General features: G+C 67.6%; 22 protein-coding genes. 14 read left to right on the top strand and 8 right to left on the bottom strand.

Features of this window, described 5'->3' with window-relative positions:
* Positions 1-154: 154 nt before the first annotated feature.
* Positions 155-1,189, bottom strand: coding sequence for a Gfo/Idh/MocA family oxidoreductase (locus tag V5F66_RS16225; RefSeq protein ID WP_393999499.1), 1,035 nt, complete (start codon positions 1,187-1,189; stop codon positions 155-157).
* 307 nt (positions 1,190-1,496) lie between these two features.
* On the opposite strand from V5F66_RS16225, the gene panD reads away from it, so the two are divergent.
* Entirely contained in the window at positions 1,497-1,949 is a 453-nt protein-coding gene (gene panD, locus V5F66_RS16220; RefSeq protein WP_393999500.1) for an aspartate 1-decarboxylase, read from the top strand.
* A gap of 27 nt (positions 1,950-1,976) precedes the next feature.
* Here the strand turns inward: panD and V5F66_RS16215 are convergent, their stop codons facing one another.
* The 3 genes from V5F66_RS16215 to V5F66_RS16205 all read right to left on the bottom strand — a co-directional run bounded on the left by V5F66_RS16215 (position 1,977) and on the right by V5F66_RS16205 (position 4,464).
* Positions 1,977-2,630 (bottom strand): outer membrane protein, encoded by a 654-nt coding sequence (locus V5F66_RS16215; RefSeq protein WP_041575468.1) that lies wholly within the window; start codon positions 2,628-2,630, stop codon positions 1,977-1,979.
* A gap of 267 nt (positions 2,631-2,897) precedes the next feature.
* A complete protein-coding gene (locus V5F66_RS16210; protein ID WP_012114362.1) occupies positions 2,898-3,596 on the bottom strand; it encodes an outer membrane protein in 699 nt (232 codons plus the stop codon).
* Positions 3,597-3,840: 244 nt separating this feature from the next.
* Positions 3,841-4,464, bottom strand: coding sequence for an outer membrane protein (locus V5F66_RS16205; RefSeq protein WP_012114363.1), 624 nt, complete (start codon positions 4,462-4,464; stop codon positions 3,841-3,843).
* 278 nt (positions 4,465-4,742) lie between these two features.
* On the opposite strand from V5F66_RS16205, the gene uvrC reads away from it, so the two are divergent.
* The 7 genes from uvrC (at position 4,743) to V5F66_RS16170 (ending at position 11,015) form a co-directional block, all read left to right on the top strand.
* Positions 4,743-7,049: an excinuclease ABC subunit UvrC gene (gene uvrC, locus V5F66_RS16200; protein WP_394094257.1), complete on the top strand. Its 2,307-nt coding sequence runs from the start codon at positions 4,743-4,745 to the stop codon at positions 7,047-7,049.
* 173 nt (positions 7,050-7,222) lie between these two features.
* Entirely contained in the window at positions 7,223-7,864 is a 642-nt protein-coding gene (gene pgsA, locus V5F66_RS16195; protein WP_012114365.1) for a CDP-diacylglycerol--glycerol-3-phosphate 3-phosphatidyltransferase, read from the top strand.
* Positions 7,861-8,112 carry a molybdopterin converting factor subunit 1 gene (moaD, locus tag V5F66_RS16190; RefSeq protein WP_012114366.1) on the top strand — a complete coding sequence of 84 codons (252 nt, stop codon included), beginning with the start codon at positions 7,861-7,863 and terminating at the stop codon, positions 8,110-8,112. Before pgsA ends, moaD begins: the two co-directional genes overlap by 4 nt.
* 3 nt (positions 8,113-8,115) lie before the next feature.
* Entirely contained in the window at positions 8,116-8,589 is a 474-nt protein-coding gene (locus V5F66_RS16185) for a molybdenum cofactor biosynthesis protein MoaE (RefSeq protein ID WP_394094256.1), read from the top strand.
* Positions 8,590-8,794: 205 nt separating this feature from the next.
* On the top strand, positions 8,795-9,562 hold the full coding sequence (locus V5F66_RS16180; RefSeq protein WP_394094255.1) for an SDR family NAD(P)-dependent oxidoreductase: 768 nt from the start codon (positions 8,795-8,797) through the stop codon (positions 9,560-9,562).
* Between the two features lie 93 nt (positions 9,563-9,655).
* Entirely contained in the window at positions 9,656-10,369 is a 714-nt protein-coding gene (locus V5F66_RS16175; protein WP_394052440.1) for a CoA transferase subunit A, read from the top strand.
* 1 nt (position 10,370) lies between these two features.
* Positions 10,371-11,015: a CoA transferase subunit B gene (locus V5F66_RS16170; protein WP_012114370.1), complete on the top strand. Its 645-nt coding sequence runs from the start codon at positions 10,371-10,373 to the stop codon at positions 11,013-11,015.
* Positions 11,016-11,092: 77 nt separating this feature from the next.
* On the opposite strand, the gene V5F66_RS16165 is transcribed toward V5F66_RS16170, so the two are convergent.
* On the bottom strand, positions 11,093-11,941 hold the full coding sequence (locus V5F66_RS16165) for a ChbG/HpnK family deacetylase (protein ID WP_394094254.1): 849 nt from the start codon (positions 11,939-11,941) through the stop codon (positions 11,093-11,095).
* Entirely contained in the window at positions 11,938-12,990 is a 1,053-nt protein-coding gene (locus V5F66_RS16160; protein ID WP_394094253.1) for a glycosyltransferase family 2 protein, read from the bottom strand. Before V5F66_RS16160 ends, V5F66_RS16165 begins: the two co-directional genes overlap by 4 nt.
* A 307-nt stretch (positions 12,991-13,297) precedes the next feature.
* Here V5F66_RS16160 and V5F66_RS16155 point away from each other — a divergent pair, with 307 nt between their 5' ends.
* Positions 13,298-14,128 (top strand): universal stress protein, encoded by an 831-nt coding sequence (locus tag V5F66_RS16155; protein ID WP_394094252.1) that lies wholly within the window; start codon positions 13,298-13,300, stop codon positions 14,126-14,128.
* Positions 14,129-14,275: 147 nt separating this feature from the next.
* Here the strand turns inward: V5F66_RS16155 and V5F66_RS16150 are convergent, their stop codons facing one another.
* A complete protein-coding gene (locus V5F66_RS16150; protein WP_012114374.1) occupies positions 14,276-14,977 on the bottom strand; it encodes a DUF1013 domain-containing protein in 702 nt (233 codons plus the stop codon).
* Between the two features lie 346 nt (positions 14,978-15,323).
* On the opposite strand from V5F66_RS16150, the gene ispH reads away from it, so the two are divergent.
* From ispH to rnhA, 3 genes are read left to right on the top strand one after another with little or no spacing between them, the layout of a single operon-like run.
* The gene (gene ispH / locus V5F66_RS16145; RefSeq protein WP_394094251.1) at positions 15,324-16,310 is read left to right on the top strand and encodes a 4-hydroxy-3-methylbut-2-enyl diphosphate reductase; all 987 of its coding nucleotides are present in this window, start codon (positions 15,324-15,326) and stop codon (positions 16,308-16,310) included.
* Between the two features lie 3 nt (positions 16,311-16,313).
* Complete coding sequence (locus tag V5F66_RS16140; RefSeq protein WP_394094250.1) at positions 16,314-17,279, top strand: homoserine kinase; 966 nt, start codon at positions 16,314-16,316, stop codon at positions 17,277-17,279.
* Positions 17,276-17,731, top strand: a complete 456-nt coding sequence (gene rnhA / locus V5F66_RS16135) for a ribonuclease HI (protein WP_393999509.1) — start codon at positions 17,276-17,278, stop codon at positions 17,729-17,731. The genes V5F66_RS16140 and rnhA overlap by 4 nt, the downstream gene beginning before the upstream one ends.
* Before the next feature lie 25 nt (positions 17,732-17,756).
* Here rnhA and V5F66_RS16130 read toward each other — a convergent pair whose 3' ends face one another.
* A complete protein-coding gene (locus V5F66_RS16130; RefSeq protein WP_012114378.1) occupies positions 17,757-17,960 on the bottom strand; it encodes a hypothetical protein in 204 nt (67 codons plus the stop codon).
* A 461-nt stretch (positions 17,961-18,421) separates the two neighbouring features.
* On the opposite strand from V5F66_RS16130, the gene V5F66_RS16125 reads away from it, so the two are divergent.
* Together V5F66_RS16125 and V5F66_RS16120 are read left to right on the top strand one after the other, a co-directional pair.
* Positions 18,422-19,600, top strand: coding sequence for an efflux RND transporter periplasmic adaptor subunit (locus V5F66_RS16125; RefSeq protein ID WP_012114379.1), 1,179 nt, complete (start codon positions 18,422-18,424; stop codon positions 19,598-19,600).
* A 9-nt stretch (positions 19,601-19,609) separates the two neighbouring features.
* Positions 19,610-22,789 (top strand): efflux RND transporter permease subunit, encoded by a 3,180-nt coding sequence (locus V5F66_RS16120; RefSeq protein WP_012114380.1) that lies wholly within the window; start codon positions 19,610-19,612, stop codon positions 22,787-22,789.
* Positions 22,790-22,840: the final 51 nt, after the last annotated feature.

Genomic DNA, 22,840 nt, shown 5'->3' with positions numbered 1-22,840 from the left:
CGGATGCGGCGGGCTTTTACGAACGGACCCGCCCTTCGACAGGCGCCGCGCGGGCGAAACCTGGGGCCGGCGAAGCCGGCTCACAGCCCCTGGGGCGACGCATGCCGGGTCCGGTGCGCGCAAGGCCCGCAGGCGGCCTTGGCCTCCCTGTGTTTCAGCCCAAGGCGCGGCGCTTTTCGGCCGCGGCGTCGGCGGGCGCAGTCTTGGTCGTAGCCGAGCCGGGCAGGCAGGAGATGGCGATCTCCAGGCTCGATACGCCTTCCTCGCCGGTCACTTCCGGCGCGCGGCCGGTGCGCACGGCGGAGAGGAAATTCTCCAGCTCGGCGCGCAGCGGCTCGGCATAGGCCACCGGCAGGTGGCGGGTGGAATAGGAACCGTCCGGCCGGTAGTCGAAATGCTCGGTCACCTGGCGGGTGAGGAGGTCGCCGATCACGTACTTCTTGCGGGTCGCCACATGCACCGTGCGGGCTTTGAACGGCGTCAGCCAGTTGGTGTTGATGTGGGCGAGCACGCCCGAGGTGGTGCGGAACTGGAGGAGGGCGATATCCTCGCGCTCGGCGATGGCGGCCGAGGTCTGCGGCTGCACCTCGAGGATATCCGAGCCGGTGAACCAGCGGATGAGGTCGATGTCGTGTACCGCGAGGTCGATCACCACGCCCACGTTGGACATGCGCGGCGGGAACGGCCCCACCCGGGTGATGGCGATGGAAAGCAGGCTTTCGTCGCGGATGGCCTCCTTCACCGCCCGGACGGCGGGATTGAAGCGCTCCACATGGCCGACCATCAAGGTCACGCCCTTCTCGCGGGCGGCGGCGACGATCTCGCGGCCTTCCTCCACCGTGGAGGCGACGGGCTTTTCCACCAGCACCGAGCAGCCGGCGGCGATCACATCGAGGGCGATGGGGTGATGCAGGTGGGTGGGGGCCGCCACCACCACGGCGTCAAGGCCGAGGTCGAGCAGGGCGCGATGGTCGCCCACAGCCTGGCAGCCGAGGAAGTTGGCGACGCGCTGCGCCTGCTCCTGGTCGGGATCGGCGACGGCGACGAGTTCCGCGCCGGGAAGCTGGGAAAGCACGCGGGCGTGGTTGGAGCCCATGATGCCGATGCCCGTGACGCCGATCCGCACCGGCTGGTCGTCCTTCGGACGAACCCGGGCGCGCTCCGTGCCGGGCGCTGCCGTATGAGCCATTTCAGCCCTCTTCCATCATTCAACGAGTGCGGGCTCTAGCACGATCAACGTTTAAAAGGCGAGGAGGGGCGTCAAATCCCCCATCCCGCCACGTTCAAGAATTGCATCGCCGTGTTACCGGCATATCGCGCCGAACCATGCCGCGCCTCTTCCCACGGCGCGCCGCAGGGCTTATCACAGCGCGCTTTTCGCACGTTCCGTCGAGCCAGATGGATACCGGTCGCGTCAAGAAAACGCAGCAACACACAAGGCTGGGTCATTTGCGCGGGGCAGTGCGATAACGATCCGGCGGGGAGGACGGCTGAACATGCGCAAGATCGTCGCCGGCAAACTGCACGGCCTGACCGTGACGGGGGCCGACCTTAATTATCACGGCTCCATCACGCTCGATCCCGAGCATTGCGAGCAGGCGGGCATCCTGCCGCTGGAATTCGTCGAGATCTGGAACCGCAATTCCGGCGCGCGCATCTCCACCTATGTGATCCTCGGCGAGCGCGGCTCGCGCTGCTGCGTGCTCAATGGCGCCGCCGCCCGCACCTGCCAGCCGGGCGACGAGGTCATCATCTGCAATTCGGTCTATGTGCCGGAAGGCGAGATCGTGGCGCTGCGCCCGCGCGTCCTGACCTTCGACAAGGACAACCGCGTCACGAGCCGCCTCACCTATGAGGTGACGCGCGACAGCCAGGGCGCCTACCACTTCGCCGTGCGCGACGAACGCGGCGACGAGAAGCCGATCCCGCTCCGGGTCGAGGCGTCCTGATGTGCGGCGCGGCTGGCGCGCGCGGGATCAGAACTTGTAGTTGATGCCGATCCTGGCGGTCTGCGCGGTCACGCCGGCGCTGGCGCCGAGGGTGTCGTAGAACTTGGAGCCGAGGTCCGTGTAGAGATACTCGGTCTTCGCAGTCCAATGGTCGGTCAGCGCATATTCGATGCCGGCGCCGGCGGTCCATCCGGTATGGGTCTGCGACTGGCTCGCGCCCAGATAATCGATGGAATTGTTGCCCCAGGCGAAGCCGCCGGTGACATAGGGCAGGATCGGGCCGAAGGCGTAGCCGAGCCGGCCGCGCACGGTTCCGAACGAATCGAGGGTGCTCGACAGGCCCAGGACACCCAGCTGCCCACCCAGCGGACCGGATGCGCTGGCGCCGATGTCGCCGCCCTGGATGTCCGCCTCGATGCCGGCCACGATGTTGTTGCTGAACTGGTAATTGTAGCCGGCCTGACCGCCGCCGAACCATCCTTTGGGATCGACACCGGCCACACCAAGCTCGTCCTGGCCCGACCCCCAGCCATAGCCGGCATTGCCGCCGATATAAAAGCCGGTCCACGAAAACACCGGAGCGGGCACCGCCGCCGGGATTGCCGGCTGCGTCGGGCGTCCAAGATCCGCTGCTGCTGCAGGTCCGGCCGACAGCAGGGCTGCGAGCAGGATCGCAGGCATGGCAAGGAAGGCGCCCCGAGGGGTGCTGCCCGATCTGCCCAATACCGTCCGTTCCATGGCCGCGCTCCCGCGTCTGTCCGCCTTCCAACTTGGTCCGTTGCGCGGGCGGGGCAAGGGCGGCTCGGCGGCAAAGCGATGGCGAGCACCGATTCGCATTCACGAATGCGTGCGTGGGTCCGCAATGAGCGGGGCGGCCAAACAAAAGGGCTCCCGGCCACGGCCGGGAGCCCCTCTCTCACCCGAAGAAACGTCTCGGGTAGCGCGGGATCAGAACTTGTAGTTCACGCCCAGCTTGGCGGTGCTGATGTTCGAGCCGACGGAGTAGGAGTCGCCGAAGTAGTCGTTGGTGGTGTTCTTGTTGAAGCCGAGATAGAGATACTCGGCCTTGACCGTCCAGTTGTTGGTGATGGCGTACTCGACGCCGGCACCGACGGTCCAACCCCACTTGGTGTCGTTGTAGGTGTTACCGTAGAAGTCGCTGAAATTCTGCTTGGCCCAGGCCGCGCCGCCCGTGATGTAGGGCAGGAAGCGGTCGATGCCGTAGCCGAGGCGGGCACGGATGGTGCCGAAGTAGTCGATGTTCTGCGAGATGGCGCCGCCGGTGAACGGTCCGCCCACCACGAGGCTGGAGCTGCCGATGTCCGACCAATCGAAGTCGGCTTCGACACCGATAACGACGTTGTTGGCGAACTGGTAATTGTAGCCGGTCTGCAAGCCGCCGATGAAGCCGTTACCGGTGCCGGGGCTGTAGGAATAGCCGATGAGCGAGCCGAACGGGGTCACGTCATAGGTGTTGTCAGCCCAGCCCCAGCCGACGTTGCCGCCGATGTAGAAGCCGGTCCAGGAGAACGTCTGCACCGGAATGGGCGCCGCCTTCACGGGATAGCGGGTGGCGAGATCCGCCGCGGACGCAGAGCCGGCGAGGAGGGCGAGGGCGGTGGCGCCCAGAAGTGCACGCTTCAACATGTTCATTACCTTTGTTGGTCAATCGGTCCAGCCCGGGGCCTCGCCGACGAGTGGTTACGTCATACAGCCAGGTGATGCGGTCGTCTGTAGCGAACGGGCCACACCCCCAAATTCAAAACGGGCAGAGATGTGGCAAAGTCCTAGCACTTATTCAGGTTTGTGGCGTGACATTCGGTAAAAGCGGCAAACCTGCGACAGGCACAAGGTTTTGCCTTAATCTTTTCCCTTGGGTCATCCTCCGAATTCAGAAGCGATAATTCACACCCGCCCGTAGAATATTGGCGTTGATGCCGCTGTCCACGGGTCCGATCACTGTCGGATAGGTTGCGCTGCCAAGGTCTACGTAAAGATACTCAGCCCGCGCGCTCCAGTTTCGGTCGAAGGCGACTTCCGCGCCGGCGCCGATGGTCCATCCGGTCTGGGTGGAGGAGGAGGAGAGGCCGAGGACATCGAGGCTCCCCTGGCCGTAGGCGAAGCCGCCCGTGCCGTAGACCAGGACGCGGTCGAACGACCAGCCGAGGCGCGCGCGCACGGTGCCGAGATAGTCGAGGCTGTAGCCCCCGGCGGACAGGCCGGAGAAATTGAAGTCGGTCTCCACGCCCAGCACGAACGGGCTGGCGAACTGGTAGTTATAGCCGGCCTGGAAGCCGCCGATGAAGCCGCCCGGATCGCTGTTCACGGTGGAGCCCCAGCCGTAGCCGGCATTGGCGCCGATATAGAAGCCGGTCCAGGTGAAGGCCGCGACGGGCTGCACATAGGGCTGCGCGTATGGCGCGGGATAGCGACCGGAAAGGTCGGCTGCAACCGCCGGAGCGGCGAGCACGACGCCCGCCAGGAGCGCGGTGGAAGCAAGCAGACGGGAACGCATGGACTGTCCTCCAGGGTCCTGCCGGCCTTTTCGCCCCGGCAGTGCTCGCACCCTCGCAGACGAATCTTGCCTAATCCTGTCCCCCACCCGCCGGACGCCTGCATGCCTAATGCGTTGTTAATTCCATAAACATCTGAATCTAAATAAAAAATAGCCGATGCCGGTGCGTCGTTCGTCACCGGGGTAGGTCGGGCGTTGGCGGTGTGGTTGAGCGGCAGTTAACGCCTTCGGCTCCGGCGGAGATTCCATCCGACGCCCCGGCGCACTACATAGGCTCCATGACCGGCAGACGCCCCATCGACCCGCCCGAGATCGCCTTTGCCCGAGACGATCAGGCCACCCCTGCGCCCGAATCCGACGAGATGGAGGCCGCGGACGAGGCCGACCTCCTTATTCTCGACGCCATCGACGCGCCGCCGCCCGGTGCCGAAAGCCTGGCCAGCGGACGCGATGCCATCATCCGCGCGGTCAAGCATGCCCCGGCGGGCCCCGGCGTCTACCGCATGATCGCGGCGGACAGTTCCGTGCTCTATGTGGGCAAGGCCAAGAGCATCAGGAAGCGGGTGCTGAGCTACACGCGCCCGGTGGGTCACACCAACCGCATCGAGCGGATGATCGCCGCCACCGCGTCCATGGAGTTCGTCTCCACCCGCACCGAGCCGGAGGCCCTGCTGCTTGAGGCCAACCTCATCAAGCAGCTGAAGCCGCGCTTCAACGTGCTGCTGCGGGACGACAAGTCCTTCCCCTATATCCTCATTACCGCCGATCACGTGGCGCCGCAGATCACCAAGCATCGCGGCGCGCGCAACAGGCCGGGGGATTATTACGGGCCGTTCGCCAGCGTGTGGGCGGTGGACCGCACCATCAATGCGCTGGAGCGGGCCTTCCTTTTGCGCTCGTGCTCCGACAGCTATTACGAGAACCGCACGCGCCCCTGCCTGCTCCACCAGATCAAGCGCTGCGCCGGTCCCTGCACCGGCGAGGTGAGCCACACCGATTATGCAGAGCTGGTGCGTGAGGCCCGCGCCTTCCTCTCCGGCCGCTCCCGCGCCGTGAAGGAAGAGCTGGCGCTGGAGATGGAGGCCGCGTCCCAGGAGCTGGAATTCGAGCGCGCCGCCCGCCTGCGCGATCGCCTCGCCGCGCTGTCCGCCGTGCAGGGCTCGCAGGGCATCAACCCGAGGGGGGTGGAGGAGGCGGACGTGTTCGCCTGCCACCAGCAGGGCGGGGCCACCTGCGTGGAGGTGTTCTTCTTCCGCACCGGGCAGAACTGGGGCAACCGGGCCTATTATCCCCGCGCCGACCGCTCCCTGTCGGAGGCCGAGGTGCTGGGTGCCTTCCTTGCCCAATTCTATGAGGACAAGCCCTGCCCGCGCCTTATCCTGTTGTCCCACAAGGTGGAGGAGCAGGCGCTCCTGGCCGAGGCCCTCTCGGAAAAGACCGGCCATCGTATCGAGATCGCCGCACCCCAGCGCGGCGAGAAGCGCGACCTCGTGGACCACGCGCTGCAGAACGCCCGCGAGGCCCTGGCCCGCACGCTGGCGGAAAGCGCCACCCAGACCAAGCTGCTGGAGGGCGTCGCTGCCACCTTCGGCCTCAAAGCCCCGCCGCAGCGCATCGAGGTGTACGACAATTCCCACATCATGGGCACCAATGCGGTGGGCGGCATGATCGTGGCGGGGCCGGAAGGCTTCCGCAAATCCCAGTACCGCAAGTTCAACATCAAGTCGGCGGACATCGTGCCGGGCGACGATTTCGGCATGATGCGCGAGGTGCTGCGCCGCCGCTTCTCCCGGCTGCTGAAGGAGGCGCCGCGCGATGGGGCGGGGGAGGGAGCAGGGGAGGGCGAGCCCGCCGCGGGCGCGGCGCAAGGCGTCGAAGCAGGTGCGACGCCCGCAGTGCCCGGCCTTGTGTCCGCCATTCCCGCCGAGCAGGCCGCCAGGCACGCGGAAGACGGCTTCCAGCCGCTGGGCGTGGATGGCCGGGACCAGCCCGGCCATGACACCGGTTCATCCGTGCCGGTCGCGCGCACTCAGCCGGAAGCTGAGCTTTCGAGCGCCGGACCGGACGATTTGCCAGGTCCCGACCCGGAGGAGGCGGAAGCGCTTCCCGACACCTCCGAAGCCTCGCCCTGGCCGGACCTCGTGCTCATCGACGGCGGCCTCGGCCAGCTCAATGCGGCGCGCACGGTGCTGGACGAGCTGGGCATCACCGACGTGCCGCTGGTGGGCATCGCCAAGGGCCTCGACCGCGAGGCGGGGCGCGAGCAATTCTTTCTGCCCGGCCGCACCCCGTTCCGCATGGAGCCGCGCGACCCGGTGCTCTATTTCATCCAGCGCCTGCGCGACGAGGCCCACCGCTTCGCCATCGGCTCCCATCGCGCCCGGAGGAAGAAGGACATCACCGAGGCCGGGCTGCAGGCCATCGCCGGCGTCGGGCCCACGCGCAAGCGCGCGCTGCTGCGCCATTTCGGGACGCTCAAGGCCATCGAGCGGGCTTCGCTGGCCGATCTGGAGCAGGTGGCGGGCATCAACGCTGCCACCGCCAAGGCGGTGTATGATTATTTTCATGAGCGGCCGCCCGGCTGAGCGGCCTTGAGCGACGCCCTTTCGGACCCGGTCCAAGGCCTGGGCTTCGGTATCGCGGACCTGCTGGTTTTGCACGGAGGCTTCCGCCTGCCGCCCGCGCAGCCTAAATAGAAGCCGTCCACCTCCCTCGGGATGTGAACGCACAGGCGGCATCCGACCGACGAAGAGACCCGATGGCAGAGGCAGCGACCCGTTCCCCCACCTCATCCGCGCCCGAACGGGGCGGGCGGGGCCATGCGCTTTCGCTGCCGAATATTCTTACCTATTCGCGCTGCGTGGCGGTGCCGCTGGTGGCGGCCTGCCTGTTCTGGTCGGACATCCTGGAAGGCGGCGCGGTGCTGCGCTGGGTGGCGCTGGCGCTCTATATAGCCGCCGCAATCACCGATTTCTTCGACGGCTACCTCGCCCGCGCGTGGTCGCAGCAATCGGCCATCGGGCGGATGCTGGACCCCATCGCCGACAAGCTTCTGGTCTCCACCTGCCTGCTCATGCTGGCGTCCGACGGCACCATCCGCGGCTGGTCCCTGTGGGCGGCCATCGTCATCCTGTGCCGGGAGATCCTGGTGTCCGGTCTGCGCGAGTTCCTGGCCGAGCTGAGGGTTTCGGTGCCGGTGTCGCGCCTCGCCAAGTGGAAGACCACGCTCCAGCTCGTCGCCGTGGGCGTGCTCATCACCGGGCCGGCCGGGGAGAGCGTGCTGCCGGGGGTGAACCTCATCGGGCTCACGCTGCTGTGGGTGTCGGCGGTGCTCACGCTGTACACGGGCTATGACTATTTCCGGGCCGGCGCCCGCCACCTGGTGGAGGACGAGCGGTGAAGATCCTGTATTTCGCATGGCTGCGCGAGCGCGTCGGGCTCGCGGAGGAAGAGGTGGCGCCGCCCGCCGAGGTGGCCACCGTGGCCGATCTCGCGCGTTGGCTCGCCGGGCGGGACGAGGCCCACGCCTACGCCTTCGAGAATGCGGCGGTGGTACGCGCCGCCCTCGACCGGCGCCACGTGAAGCCGGATGCATCCCTCGCCGGGGTGCGGGAAGTGGCCTTCTTCCCGCCCATGACCGGAGGTTGAGCCGTGTTTTCCGTCCGCATCCAGGAGGCGCCGTTTGATGCGGCCGCCGAAGCGGCGCGCCTCGCGCATGGGCGCACCGATGTCGGTGGCATCGTCACCTTCACCGGCCTGTGCCGGGCCGATGCGGGAGCGGACGGGACGGGGCTCGCGGCGCTCACGCTGGAGCATTATCCCGGCATGGCGGAAGAGGAGATCGAGCGCCATGTGGCCGAGGCCCGCGCGCGCTGGCCGCTGCTGGGCGCCATCGTGGTGCACCGGCACGGGCGGCTGGTGCCGGGCGACCCCATTGTGTTCGTCGCCACCGCCTCGGCGCACCGGGCGGCAGCCTTCGCCGCGGCCGAATTCCTCATGGACTGGCTGAAGACCAGCGCCCCCTTCTGGAAGAAGGAGGAGCGGGCGGACGGTCCTGACGCCGGCGGATGGGTCGAGGCCAAGGCCAGCGACGCCGCCGCGGCGGACCGCTGGGCGCGGGACTGACCGAGCCCATTCCTCGATCCGGCTCCGCCCTCAGGCGAGGAAGGCGCCGTGTACCCAGCCCGATTTCTGCGCATCCGAATGCGACGCGGCCGGTGCTGGCCCTTGCGTCCCGCCGCGCGCCACGTCTATGAAACACAGGCGCCCTACCGAAGAGCCGGACAACGGTCCTCGCGCTGGTGAGAGAAACGATCCAGAGACGCATCCCATGGATTTTCGTGTTTCGCTCGACGGTCGCTCCGCCTTGGTGACGGGCGCGTCCGGAGGTCTGGGGGCCTTTTTTGCCGAGCGTCTGGCGGCTGCCGGGGCGCGCGTGGCCGTCGCCGCGCGGCGGCGTGATGCCTGTGCCGACCTGTGCGCCCGCATCGAGGCCGCCGGCGGCACGGCGCTGCCCATCGCCCTCGACGTGAGCGACGAGGCTTCGGCAGCGGCGGCGGTGGCCGAGGTGGCGGCGGCGTTCGGCGGCCTCGACATCCTGGTCAACAATGCGGGTGTGACCGGCACCACGCCGCTCCTGGACGAGACCGCTGAGGCGTGGGACCGCATCCTCGACACCAATCTGAAGGGTGGCTTCCTGGTGGGCCGGGAAGCCGCGCGCGCCATGGCGAAGACGGGGCGCGGCGGCCGCATCGTCAATGTGGCCTCCATCCTCGGTCTGCGCATCGCCGGGCAGGTGGCGGCCTATGCGGCCTCCAAGGCGGCCCTGGTGCAGCTGACCAAGTCGATGGCGCTGGAATGGGCGCGCTATTCCATCCAGGCCAATGCGCTCTGCCCCGGCTATGTGGAAACCGATCTCAACCGCGACTTCTTCGCGAGCCCGGCGGGCGAGGCGCTGATCAAGCGCATCCCCTCCCGCCGTCTCGGCCGCCTCGAGGATCTCGAGGGCCCGCTCCTGTTCCTGTGTTCAGACGCCGCCCGCTACGTGACCGGGACGACGCTGGTGGTCGATGGCGGCCACCTGGTCTCATCCCTGTGACGGCGCGGCGACGCGCCATTCCGCACGGTCCCGCTTCCGCTTGAGGGACCGGCCTCTTAAGGTCATCGAGGCGCCAGCGCCGAGGAGGAAATGATGCGACACAAGGTGTACCCGGACGCGAAAAGTGCCCTGGAGGGCGTCCTCGCCGATGGCATGATGATCATGGCCGGCGGCTTCGGCCTCTGCGGCATCCCCGAAAACCTCATCGCCGCCATCCGCGACCTCGGCGCGAAGAACCTCACCTGCGTGTCGAACAATTGCGGCGTGGACGATTTCGGCCTCGGCATCCTCCTCGCCAACGGCCAGATCAAGAAGATGCTGTCGTCCTACGTGGGCGAGAACAAGCTGTTCGAGAAGCTGTATCTCGCCGGCGAGCTGGAGCTGGAGTTCAACCCGCAGGGCACCCTGGCCGAGCGCATCCGCGCCGGCGGCGCGGGCATCCCCGGCTTCTACACCAAGACCGGCTACGGCACGATCATCGCCGAGGGCAAGCCCACCCGCGAGTTCAACGGCGAGCATTATGTGCTGGAGACGGGCCTTGTGGCCGACCTCTCCATCATCAAGGCGTGGAAGGCCGACAAGGAAGGCAATCTCGTCTACCGCAAGACCGCCCGGAACTTCAATCCGATGATGGCCACCGCCGGCAAGGTGACCATTGCCGAGGTTGAGGAGCTGGTGGAGATCGGCGATCTCGACCCGGACAGCATCCACACCCCCGGCATCTATGTGGACCGCATCGTCGTCAGCAAGGGCGCCGAGAAGCGGATCGAGAAGGTGACCACCCGCAAGCGCGAAGAGGTGAAGTGAGATGGCCTGGACCCGTGACGAGATGGCGGCCCGCGCCGCCCAGCAGATCCGCGACGGCTTCTACGTCAACCTCGGCATCGGCATCCCCACCCTGGTCGCCAACGCGCTGCCCCCCGGCATGACCGTGAGCTTCCAGAGCGAGAACGGCATGCTGGGCATCGGTCCCTTCCCCTATGAGGGCGAGGAGGACCCCGACCTCATCAACGCCGGCAAGCAGACCGTGACCGAGGTGCCGGACACCGCCTACTTCTCCAGCTCCGATTCGTTCGCCATGATCCGTGGCGGCCACATGGACCTGTCCATCCTCGGCTCCATGCAGGTGTCCGAGACCGGTGACATCGCCAACTGGATGGTGCCCGGCAAGATGGTGAAGGGCATGGGCGGCGCCATGGATCTGGTGGCCGGCGCCAAGGAAGTCATCGTGCTCATGGAGCACGTGGAGAAGTCCGGCGCGCCCAAGCTGGTGGAGAAGTGCACCCTGCCGCTCACCGGCACCAACGTGACCGACTTCGTGATCACCGATCTTGCGGTGTTCGAGTTCACCAAGCGTGGCGGCACGCTGGTTCTTAAGGAACTGGCCCCCGGCGTCACCCTCGACGAGGTGAAGGCCAAGACCGCGGCCAAGTTCGAGGTGGGCCTCGCCTGAGGCCTGCGCCTCTGAAGTCCTGACGATGAAGGCTCCTCCGCGCTGCGGGGGAGCCTTTTTCGTTTCCGCTCCTATGCTTACGCCGCAGCTTTGGCCCGCAGCCCGTCCGGCAGGGCGAGACTGACGTCGGCGGCATCCAGAATGTCGCGCAGGGTGGCGCCGTGGAGCACGGCGTATTCCACCTCCCGCTGCTGGGTAAGGGGATCGCGGGCGGTGAGCGGATCGTCCACCCGGCCGGGATGCACCATCACCAGCCCCCCGTCGGGTACGCCCTTCAGGAAGTGGGTGAGCAGGGTCGCGAAATCGTGGTCGGCGGAAAAGTCGTAGGCGCCGCCGAAGCCGCGATTGGTGGTAAGGCCAAGCCGCGCGGCATCCCGCGCGAACCCGCTGGCGAAGGCGCCGATGAGCCGGCCCTTGGCATCGAAGCCGTGCAGCGCCGCCTTGGCCGGGGTCACGTCCCGCAGCCAGGCGCGAGGCGCAAAGCGGGCGGTGGCGGCGAGCACCGCCTTCCGCACCACCGGCAGGACATGCACGTGCTGGTGGCCGTCCACATGGTCCGGCGGCCGGCCGAAGGCGGTGAGGAAAGCCTCGAACTGCGCCTCGACCTCCGCCGCCACCGCCTTGGCGTCGAGCCGCCGCGACAGGGCCGCGAGCACCACCTGGGACAAGGCGGGGAAGCAGCCGTTCGCTCCCGCCATGCCGTGGGTGAGCGGGGGAAAGGTGCCGGTGAGGGTTACATGCAGGCCGATGCTGACATCGCGTTCCGCGGCCGCGGCCTTGAGCGCGTCGGCCTCCTCGATCAGGCCGTCGAACACGGTCATTACCGAGGTGGCGTTGATCCGGCGCGCCGTGATCAGCCGGCGGATGGCCTCCGACACGCCGGGCGAGATGGCGTAGTCGTCGGCGCAGAGCACCACATGCTTCATGGCTCGGCCCTCGACGCCAGCGCCGAGGGGTGGCCGGGGCCCGCGAAGGACTGCCCGACTATGGGCTGTCCCGCCAGCGGGTGGCCGGCGGCGTCGGTCGCGGCGCGGTTGAGCACGTGGTCGGCCACGTAATAGACCGGGCGCGCCTTGATCTCGGAGAGGATGCGGGCGATGTACTCGCCCATCAGCCCCATCACCAGAAGCTGCGTGCCGCCGATCACCATCAGGCCCACCACGATGGAGGGATAGCCCGGCAGCGGGATGCCCCAGACGAGCCGTTCCACCACGATCCAGCTGCCATAGAACAGGGCGAGGCCCGCCAATATGGCGCCGAACGCGGCGGCAAGGCGCAGCGGCGCCGGCGAGAACGAAGTCAGGGCCTCCATGGACAGGCCGAGCAGCCGCAGGAAGCTCCAGGAGGTGGAGCCGTGGGCGCGCGGCGCCGGCCGGTAGGGCACCGCGATCTGGCGGAAGCCGATCCAGCTCGACAGGCCCTTGAAGAAGCGGTTGCGCTCGGGCATGCGCCGCAAGGCGGCGGCGGCGCGCGGGGACAGGATACGGAAGTCCGCCGCATCCTCCGGGATGGCGGTGGCGGCGCCGAAATTCAGAAGCTTGTAGAAGGCGCGCACGAACAGGCGCCGGCTCGCGGCCTCGTCGGAGCGGTCGGCCTTCACCGCATAGGCCACGTCGTAGCCCTCATCCTTCCACAGGCGCAGGAAGGTGGGGATCATCTCCGGCGGATGCTGGCCGTCGCCGTCCATGAACATCACCGCGTCGCCGCGGGCATGGTCGAGGCCGGCCATGAGGGCGGCCTCCTTGCCGAAGTTGCGCGACAGCGCCACCACCTGGATGTCGATGCCCAGCACCGGCAGGTTGGCGGCGAGCGCGGCACTGCCGTCGCGGCTGCCGTCGTCCACATAGACGATTTCCATGGTGAGCCCGCGGGCCCGCGCTTCGGCGGCGGCGGCGGCGCTCAGGTTGGCATGGAAGAAGGGCAGGCCTTCGGCCTCGTTGTAGAGCGGAACGACGATGCTGAGATCAGGTGTCATGATACTTCCGCCGGGCACGCGCAAAGAATGCAAACTCATCTAGCCGCCTCCGCCCCGAAAGGGAGCAGAAAATTTTTGCGAGGATGCGGAACCTCCGCTGTTCCTCTGCGTTAACGGGTCAGCTCGATCATTCCCCCCATTGATCGTGCCATTGGCGCGGCCGTCTTCCCCCAAGGCGGCCGCGTCGTCATTTGGCGGCCGCCCATCGCGAGGAGTGGGGTCGCTTGCGGGATATCAAGGCCCGAGACTTTGGGCGAGTTTAGGGTAAGGTCGCGTCGTTCAAACGGCCGAACGGGGGCCTTGTGTGATGATTCGCGACATTCTGGTCAATCTCGCCCAAGGGGTTGAGACGGATCGCGCCTGCGATTTCGCGGCGAGCCTCGCTGCAAACTTCGGTGCCCATCTTACCGGCCTGTCGGTCGCCTATGAGATCGATGTGCCGCCCTTCTACATGGGCGCCCTTCCCACCGACTTCATCGATGCGCAGGTGCTGGAGAACCAGGCCGCCGCCGAGAAGGCGTCGGCGCGCTTCACCGCCACCGCAAGCGCTTCCGGGGTCGCCCACGAGGTGCGCAGCCTGTCCGCGTCGCTCGGCGTCGCCGCCAACAGCTTCGCCGAGATGGCGCGGCTGTTCGACCTCACGGTGGTGGCCCAGCCCGATCCGGACCGGCCGGGCCCGGAAGAGGTGATCGCCGAGACGGTGCTGATAGAATCGGGCCGCGCGGTGCTCATCGTGCCCTACGTGCAGACCAAGCCCTTCAGCGCGGAGCGCGCGGTGGTGGCATGGGACGGCAGCCGGCCCGCTGCCCGCGCGCTGGCCGAGGCGCTGCCTTTGCTCCACCGCACCAAGGAGGTGGAGATCTTCCGCGTGGTGTCGCATCGGGACGAAGAAGACACCGTGGGTGCCGACGTGGTGCGCCACCTCGCCCACCACGGCCTCAACGCCAAGGTGCGTAAGCTACCGGTGACCTCCGGCGAGCCCATCGCGGCGGCCATTCTCAACGAGGTGGCCGACCAGGGCGCCGATTTCGTGGTGATGGGCGGCTACGGCCATTCCCGCATCCGCGAGCTGGTGATGGGCGGCGTAACCCGCGAGATCCTCGCCACCATGACCGTGCCGGTGCTGATGGCCCATTGAGGCTATCACATCCTGATGCTGAACGGCGTCCCGGCGTTCAGCCAGCGCAAAAGCAAAGAAGGCCCTCTTCCGCCGGAAGAGGGCCTTCTTTGTTAGGCGCCTGAGAGGGAGAGGCTGGGCACCGGTGGAAGGCCGGTGCGGCCGCCATCAATCCTCGTCGTCGTCCTCGTTTTCGTTCTTCTTCGAGCCGCCGAGCTTGGCGAACACGGTCTCCAGGTCGAGGGATTCGCGGCCCTTGGGAGCCTCCTCGATCTCGTCGTGCCCGGTGGTGACATCCGCCGGCAGCAGGGTCGCGCCACGGTCCTCGATGGGGGTGGCGGGACGGTCCTTGGCGGCACGCTGGACTTCGAGGTCAAGGTCGATCTGGCTGCACAGGCCGAGCGTCACCGGGTCCATGGGCGAGAGCTGGGCCGAGTTCCAGTGGGTCCGCTCCTTGATGGACTGGATGGTGGACTTGGTGGTGCCCACCAGGCGGATGATCTGTGCATCCTTCAGCTCGGGATGGCTGCGCAGCAGCCAGAGGATGGCGTTCGGCCGGTCGTGGCGGCGCGAGACCGGGGTGTAGCGCGGACCGCGGCGCTTCTTCTGCTCCGGCAGGCGCACCTTGGATTCCTGCAGCTTGAGTCGGCGGTCGGGGTTTTTCTCGGCGATGGTGATCTCGTCGCGGGAGAGCTGGCCGGTGGAGATGGGGTCGAGCCCCTTGATCCCCTGCGCCACCTCGCCGTCGGCGATGCCTTTCACCTCAAGGGGGTGGAGCTTGCAGAAATCGCCGATCTGCTCGAACGTCAGGGCGGTGTTGTCCACGAGCCAGACGGCGGTGGCCTTGGGCATCAAAGGTATGTTCGACATGGCGGCCTCTTGCGGCTTGTTGGTCGTCGGACGCTTCGGTCCACGGGCTTGTTCGGTCTGTGACGCCAAGGCTTGTGTGGGCGCTGGCGTCGGTATGTGGTGGCGTCGGCATATGCGGGTTCGCAAGGCCACCCCTCCCCTGGGGCGGACCGCGGAACTCATCGCTTTATCCGGGATCGGACCAACATAAGCGTGCCGGGGGCAAGTTGCAATTGCCCTGCGCGGGAGGTCCGCAAATCGGGCGGTTCCGCAACGGCGCCCCGAAATCGCCGGCGCGCCGTTGCGCTCCCTTGACAGGCGCGTCCCAAGACCGCCAATTCGCCGGATGCCCTCGATCGAGCCCGCCATGGACCCCGCTGCAGCGCCGGATGCCGCTGCAAAGCCGCCGCTCAAGATCCTTCTTGCCGCGCCGCGCGGCTTCTGCGCCGGCGTGGTGCGGGCCATCGACGCGGTGGAGCAGGCGCTGAAGCTCTATGGTGCTCCCGTCTATGTGCGCCACGAGATCGTGCACAACAAATACGTGGTGGAAGATCTCAAGCGGAAGGGCGCCATCTTCGTGGAGGAGCTGGATGAGGTGCCGGACACCGCGGCGCCGGTTATCTTCTCCGCCCACGGGGTGCCGAAATCGGTGCCGGACGAGGCGACCTCCCGCAAGCTGTTCGCCATCGACGCCACCTGCCCGCTGGTGACCAAGGTGCACCGGGAGGCGCAGGTGCATTTCCGCAAGGGCCGGCACATCCTGCTGATCGGCCATGAGGGCCATCCGGAGGTGGTGGGCACCATCGGCCAGCTGCCGGACGGCGCCTTCACCCTGATCGAGACCGCCGAGGATGCGCGCAAGGTGATGCCGCGCGACCCGGACAACCTCGCCTATGTGACACAGACCACCCTGTCGCTGGACGACACGGCGGAAATGATCGCCATCCTGCGCGAGCGCTTCCCGGCGCTGAGCGAGCCGCACAAGGAAGACATCTGCTACGCCACCACCAACCGGCAGGAAGCGGTGAAGGCCATCGCGCCCAGGGTGGAAGCGCTGGTTGTGGTGGGCGCGCCCAATTCCTCCAATTCCCAGCGCCTGCGCGAGGCGGCGGAGCGGGCCGGCTGCGCCCGCGCCGTGCTGGTGCAGCGGGCGGCGGACATCGACTGGAGGGTGTTTTCCAGCATCGCCAGCCTGGGCGTCACCGCCGGCGCCTCGGCTCCGGAGGTGCTGGTGGAAGAGATCATCGATGCCTTCGTCGAACGCTTCACCGTGACGGTCGAGACCGTGACATCAACGGAGGAAGACGTGTTCTTCCCCCTGCCGCGCGCCCTGCGGCCGGATGCGGCGGAGTAGAACGTGGCGGTCTATACAGACGTTGCGCCGGCGGAGCTTGAGGCTTTCCTGTCTGGCTACGACATCGGCACGCTCACCTCTTTCCACGGCATCGCGGAAGGGGTGGAGAACTCCAACTTCCTGGTCCAGACCACGCGCGGCAGCTACATCCTCACCCTCTATGAGAAGCGGGTGAACCGGGACGATTTGCCCTTCTTCATCGGCCTCATGGAGCATCTGGCGGCGCGTGGCCTGTCGTGCCCGCAGCCGGTGGCGCAGCGCTCGGGGGCGGTGCTGTCGGAGATCGCGGGGCGGCCGGCGGCCATGGTCACCTTCCTGCCCGGCGTCTCGGTGCGGCGGCCCACGGCCGAGCATTGCGCCGAGCTGGGGCGGGGCCTCGCCCAGTTGCATCTGGCCGGCGCTGACTTCGCCATGAGGCGGGCCAACAACCTCTCCGTCGCCGGCTGGCGGCCTTTGTTCGTGGCGGCGGACGGGCAGGCCGACGACGTGGCGCCGGGCCTTGCCGATGCCATCGCAGCGGAGCTGGCAACGCTGGAGGCAAGCTGGCCGCAGGGCCTGCCGGCGGGCGTCATTCATGCCGACCTGTTCCCGGACAACGCCTTCTTCCTCGATGAAAAGCTCTCGGGCATCATCGACTTCTACTTCGCCTGCACCGACTTCCTCGCCTATGACGTGGCAGTGTGCCTCAACGCCTGGTGCTTCGAGCCGGACGGCTCCTACAACGTCACCAAGGGGCGGGCGCTCCTGTCCGGCTACGAGGCGGTGCGCCCCCTGTCGGCTGAGGAGAAGGCAGCCCTGCCGCGTCTCGCCCGTGGCGCCGCGCTGCGCTTCCTGCTCACCCGCCTCGTGGACTGGCTGAACGTGCCCGAAGGGGCGCTGGTGCGCCCCAAGGACCCGCTGGAATATCTGAAGAAGCTGCGCTTCCACCAGGCGGTGGACAGCGCGCAGGATTACGGTCTGGCGGCATGAAAGAAGTGGCGGTGTTCACGGACGGGGCCTGCTCGGGCAATCCCGGCCCCGGCGGCTGGGGCGCGATCCTGCGCTTCGGCGCCCACGAGAAGGAGCTGAGCGGTGGCGAGGCCCTCACCACCAACAACCGCATGGAGCTGATGGGCGCCATCTCCGCGCTGGAGGCGCTGAAGGAGCCGTGCACGGTGGATCTGCACACCGACAGCAATTATCTGAAGGACGGCGTCACCAAGTGGATGCACGGCTGGAAGCGCAACGGCTGGCGCACCGCCGACAAGAAGCCGGTGAAGAACCAGGACCTGTGGGAGCGCCTCGATGCGGCGCTAAAGCGCCACACCCTGCGCTGGCACTGGGTGAAGGGCCATGCCGGCCACGCTGAGAACGAGCGCGCGGACGAACTGGCCCGCGCCGGCATGGCCCCGTTCAAGCTCAAGGGCCGACTCAGCGGCTGAGGGCGCGCGGCGCCGGCCGCCGGAGCTATTTCTTCTGGGCCGCCGCTTCCTGTTTCTTGCGCTCAATGCAGCGCGAGATGAGGGTCGAGCGGTCCGCCTGCCGCCCTGGCGGGTTCTCCGCCTGGCAGGCGGCGCGGATCTGGTCGATGGACTTGGTGCCCTGCGCGAGGGCCGCCGGTGTGGCCAGCAGCAGCAGTGCCGGCGCGCATATCCATGCGGACAGTTTCATTCGAAAGCCCCTCCCACTGTTCCGGCCTGTCGCCGGGATAGATCCCGCAAGGGCAGTTTACACTCTCCGGTTGTGGGTGGGGAGGGGCTTCCAAAGGCCTTCTCGCGACCTGAGACCCCGCGCCGGGCCAGAACGCACTTCCCGGGAACCCTGAATGTCGATGACGGCGATCCGGCCGGCTCGCGGGGAAGTGATGCGCCTGCGCCTGATCCCGGCTGGCGCCCTGGTCTAGGCTTGAGCGGCGATTTCGTCGCCGGTGAGACCGGGCCATGTGCTGCCGCTGCGGCGGCGACACGGCCCTCGACAATCGTGGCCTTCGCCGCGATGAACCGTTTTGCATTGCGGCAGCGTGTGCTATCGGATGCGCCGTCTTCCGGTTTCGGCTCGTCGGTTGCGGGGGGTGCCGAACCTTCTTCACATCTTCGTTGGCGGGCGTTCGTCCGTCGAGGAGCCGGATTGCCATGACGCTTGCCCCGCGCCTTTGGGTTGTTCTTGCTGCGTTTGCCCTGCCGCTTGCCGCCTGCGGACAGCCTTCCGCCCAGCAGCAGGGCGCGCCGCCGCCGCCCCAGGTGACGGTGGCCACGCCGCAGACCAAGACCGTCACCGACCAGGACGAATATGTCGGCCGCTTCGTCGCCATCGACGAGGTGAACGTGCGCGCCCGGGTGGCCGGCTATCTGGACAAGATCCATTTCACCGACGGCCAGATGGTGAAGGAGGGCGACCTGCTCTTCACCATCGACCAGCGCCCCTACCTGATCGCCCTCGACCAGGCCAAGGCGAACCTGGACCAGGCCAAGGCCAATCTCGACTTCACCAAGGCCGACCTCGACCGCGCCAAGACGCTGCTGGAGGACCGCACCTCCAACGCTATCTCAAAGCAGACGTTCGACCAGCGCACCCAGGCCGCGCGCTCCGCCGCCGCGACCGTGCTGTCGCAGGAGGCGGCCGTCCACTCGGCCCAGCTCGACCTCACCTTCACCGAGGTGCGCGCCCCGGTTTCGGGCCGCATTGGCGATCGGCGGGTGTCGGTGGGCAATTATGTGGCCGCCGGCTCCGGCGCCACGCCGACTCTTCTGGCGGTGATCGTCTCCATCGATCCCATCCGCTTCGAATTCACCATCGACGAGGCCTCCCTGCTGCGCATCCTGCGCCGCAAGGGCGGGGCCGACGTCTCCGGCGACCCGGTCGCCCTCAAGCTGATCGACGACAAGGATTTCATCCACCCGGGCAAGCTCGACTTCCTGAACAACGTCATCGACCGGGAAACCGGCACCATCCGTGGCCGCGCGGTGTTCGAGAACAAGAACGGCCTGTTCCGCCCCGGCATGTTCGCCCGTATCCGCCTCGATTCCTCCGCCCCCTACCAGGCGCTGGCCGTGCCGGACGTCGCCATCGGCACCGAGCAGGTGAACAAGTTCGTCTATGTGATCGGGCCCGAGAACAAGGTGCTGCAGAAGGTGGTCACCCTGGGGCCGCTGGTGGGCGACATGCGGGTGATCCGCTCCGGCCTCACGGCGGACGACAAGGTGGTCGTCAACGGCCTGATGCGCGTGCGGCCCGGCGTCACCGTCAACCCGCAGATGGCGGAGGCCAGCCCTCCGCCCGCAGCCGCCCCTGCCGCCACCACCGCGAAGTGAGGTGAGAAGATGCGCTTCTCACACTTCTTCATCGACCGGCCCATCTTCGCCTCGGTGGTGTCCGCCGTCGTCATGATCCTTGGCGCGGTGACCTACCTGCGCCTGCCCGTGGCCCAGTATCCCGACATCGCCCCGCCGGTGATCACGGTGACCGGGCAATATCCCGGCGCCTCGGCGGAGATCGTCGCCGAGACCGTGGTCGCGCCCATCGAGCAGCAGATCAACGGCGTGGAGCACATGCTCTACCTGGCGTCCAACTCGACGGCGGACGGCCGCTTCTCCATTTCCGTCACCTTCGATATCGGCACCAACCTCGACATCGCCCAGGTGCAGGTGCAGAACCGCGTCGCCATCGCCCAGCCGCGCCTGCCCAGCGAAGTGCAGCAGGTGGGCGTGGTCACGGCCAAGTCATCGCCCGACCTGATGCTGGTGGTGAGCCTGTATTCGCCCGACGGCTCGCGCGATCCGCTCTTCATCTCGAACTTCGCCAATATCGAGATCAAGGACGTGCTCTCGCGCATCGACGGCGTGGGCTCCATCACCGTGTTCGGCTCGCGCGAATACGCCATGCAGATCTGGCTCGATCCGGACCGGCTGTCCCAGCTCAACCTCACCACCACCGACGTGGTGGCGGCGCTGAAGGCGCAGAACGTCCAGGTGGCCTCCGGCGTGCTCAACGCGCCGCCGGTGCCGGAGCAGCGTGCCTTCCAGATCGCCGTGCGCACCCTCGGCCGGCTTTCGGATGCGCGGGCCTTCTCCGACATCGTCATCAAGCAGACCGACCAGGCGCTGGTGCGGCTGAAGGACGTGGGCCGGGTGGAGATCGCGGCCCAGGACTATGCCTCGACCTCGTTCCTCGACAAGGACATCTCGATCCAGCTTGGCGTGTTCCAGCGTCCCGGCTCCAACGCCCTCGCCACCGGCAACGCCGTGGTGGCCGAGATGGCGCGCATCGGCAAGACCTTCCCGGAAGGGTTGAAGTACGGCATCTACTACAATCCCACCCAGTTCATCCAGCAGTCGGTGGATGCGGTGGTGCACACCATCGGCGAGGCCATCGTGCTGGTGGTGCTGGTGGTGATCCTGTTCCTGCAGACCTGGCGGGCGGCGATCATCCCCATCCTCGCCATCCCGATCTCGCTCATCGGCACCTTCTTCGTCATGGGCCTGTTCGGCTTCTCGCTGAACAACCTGTCCCTGTTCGGCCTGGTTCTGGCCATCGGCATCGTGGTGGATGACGCCATCGTCGTGGTGGAGAATGTGGAGCGCAACATCGAGGCCGGGCTCTCCCCGCGCGATGCCGCCTACAAGACCATGGACGAGGTGGGCGGGGCGCTGGTGGCGATCTCGCTGGTGCTGTCGTCGGTGTTCGTGCCCACGGCCTTCATCACCGGCCTGTCGGGCGAGTTCTATCGCCAGTTCGCCCTCACCATCGCCGGCTCGACCCTGATCTCGCTTTTGGTGTCGCTGACCCTGTCACCCGCCATGTGCGCGCTGCTGCTGAAGCCGCACCGCGCCGCCCACGAGAAGCCGGCCTGGTATGCCCGGCCGGTGGTGGGCTTCTTCGGCGTCTTCAACCGGGCCTTCGAGGGGCTCGGCAACGGCTATGCGTACCTGACCGCGCGCCTGGTGCGGGTGGTGGCGCTGGTGCTGATCGTCTACGTGGGCATCGTCGCCTTCGGCGGCTACCTGTTCACCACCACGCCCCAGGGCTTCATCCCGCAGCAGGACCGCGGCTATCTCATCATCGCCGCCCAGTTGCCCCCCGGCGCTTCCATGCAGCGCACCGAGACGGTGATGAAGAAGGCCGGCGACCTGGTGCTCGGCACGCCGGGCGTCAGCCGCGTCATCAACATCGCCGGCTTCTCCGGCGCCACCTTCACCAACGCGCCCAATGCCGGCGCCATGTTCGTGATCCTGAAGCCCTTCCCCGAGCGCGACGGCCATCCCGAGCAGACGGCGGCGGCGGTGCAGAAGGTGTTGTTCGGCAAGATGGCGGGCATCCAGGAAGCCCAGATGATCGTGGTGCAGCCGCCGCCGGTGCAGGGCATCGGCAATGCCGGCGGCTTCCGCATGATGATTGAGGACCGCTCCGGCGCGGGCCTGCTCGCCCTGCGCAACGCCACCTACGCCATGATGGGCGCCGCCGCCCAGACGCCGGGCCTGATGCAGGTCTATTCGCTGTTCGAGACCTCGACACCCCAGCTGTTCCTCGACATCGACCGGCAGAAGGCGCAGCTGCTGAAGGTCAACACCGCCGACCTGTTCGCGGCGCTGCAGACCTATATCGGCTCGTCCTACGTCAACGACTTCAACCTGTTCGGCCGCACCTTCCGGGTGCAGGCCCAGGCCGACGCGCCGTTCCGCCTCGATCCGAAGGACGTGCTCTCCATCAGGGTGCGCACCGCGGGCGGGGAGACGGTGCCGCTCGGCTCCTTCACCACCGTGCGCGACATTTCCGGTCCTTATCGCGTGCCGCGCTACAATCTCTATCCCGCCGCAGAGCTGGACGGCTCGCCGGCTCCCGGATACTCGCAGGGCCAGGCCATCCAGATCATGCAGGAGCTGGCGGCGAAGGTGCTGCCGCAGGGCTTCTCCTATGAATGGACGGCGCTGGCCTACCAGCAGCAGAAGGCCGGCAACACCGCCATCTTCGCCTTCGCCCTGGGCGTGCTGTTCGTGTTCCTGGTGCTGGCGGCCCAGTATGAGAGCCTGACCCTGCCTCTGGCGGTCATCCTCATCGTGCCCATGTGCCTGGTGGCCGCGCTTATCGGCGTGATCCTGAGGGGGCAGGACAACAACATCCTGACCCAGGTGGGCTTCATCGTGCTCATCGGCCTTGCCGCCAAGAACGCCATCCTCATCGTCGAGTTCGCCAAGCAGCTGGAAGACCAGGGCCATGGCCGGCGCGAGGCTGCGGTGGAGGCCTCGCGGCTGCGGCTTCGGCCCATCGTGATGACCTCGCTCGCCTTCATCCTCGGCGTGGTGCCGCTGGTGTGGGCCACCGGGGCCGGCGCCGAGCTGCGGCAGGCGCTGGGCACGGCGGTGTTCTCCGGCATGATCGGGGTGACGCTGTTCGGCCTGATCTTCACGCCCACCTTCTACGTCTTCGCCCGCTGGCTCGCCGGCCTCGGCGCGCGCCGCGAGACCAAGGCCGAGCCGCCGCACCACCCGGCCCCGGCCGAGTAGGACGACCCTCGGCGGCCGCGCGCCCTGCAGCGCGCGGCCGCGTCTGGTCCG

The organism is Xanthobacter versatilis (assembly GCF_043193975.1).
Classification (GTDB): Bacteria; Pseudomonadota; Alphaproteobacteria; order Rhizobiales; family Xanthobacteraceae; genus Xanthobacter; species Xanthobacter autotrophicus_E.
Note: the sequence above shows the minus strand (reverse complement) of the source record. Positions and strands in the feature narration are given on the sequence as shown.